This window comes from Pauljensenia sp. UMB3104 (assembly GCF_030217285.1).
Lineage (GTDB): Bacteria > Actinomycetota > Actinomycetes > Actinomycetales > Actinomycetaceae > Pauljensenia.
This window is the reverse complement of record NZ_JASONN010000088.1, coordinates 1-389: the sequence shown is the minus strand read 5'-3', so window position 1 is coordinate 389 and position 389 is coordinate 1. Positions and strand designations below refer to the sequence as shown.

1 protein-coding gene is annotated in these 389 nt (G+C 57.6%); it reads left to right on the top strand.

Annotated features, from left to right (window positions below):
• Positions 1-8: 8 nt before the first annotated feature.
• A partial coding sequence (locus QP415_RS13825; RefSeq protein ID WP_442953482.1) for a WhiB family transcriptional regulator occupies positions 9-389 on the top strand: 381 nt, incomplete at its 3' end.

Genomic DNA, 389 nt, shown 5'->3' with positions numbered 1-389 from the left:
ATCCCCGTTTGGATCTGCCTTTGCCTGGGCAGTGGGCAGAAAACGCGGCCTGCACGAGGGCACCGGAGCTGTTCACGAATAATACCAAAAACGGTAGGCATGATGAGTTTGCGGAGGCGAAAAGGGTCTGCGCGTCCTGCCCTGTAATAGGGGCATGCCGCCAATACGTAGACGAGACCGAAAAGGGACTGTCGGCGCGGAATTGGCAGGTTGGCGTTTACGCGGGTGAATCCCCTTTGGATCGGTTCCTCAGACGGCGCGACGACATCAAGCGATGCGCCTCTTGCGGTGTTGTTGGTGTTGTTGGTGGTGTGCGGCCAAAGGATGTGCCCCAATGGGTGAAACTCCTTGAAACGGACACCCTGTGCCATAAGTGCGCTAAACGCGAG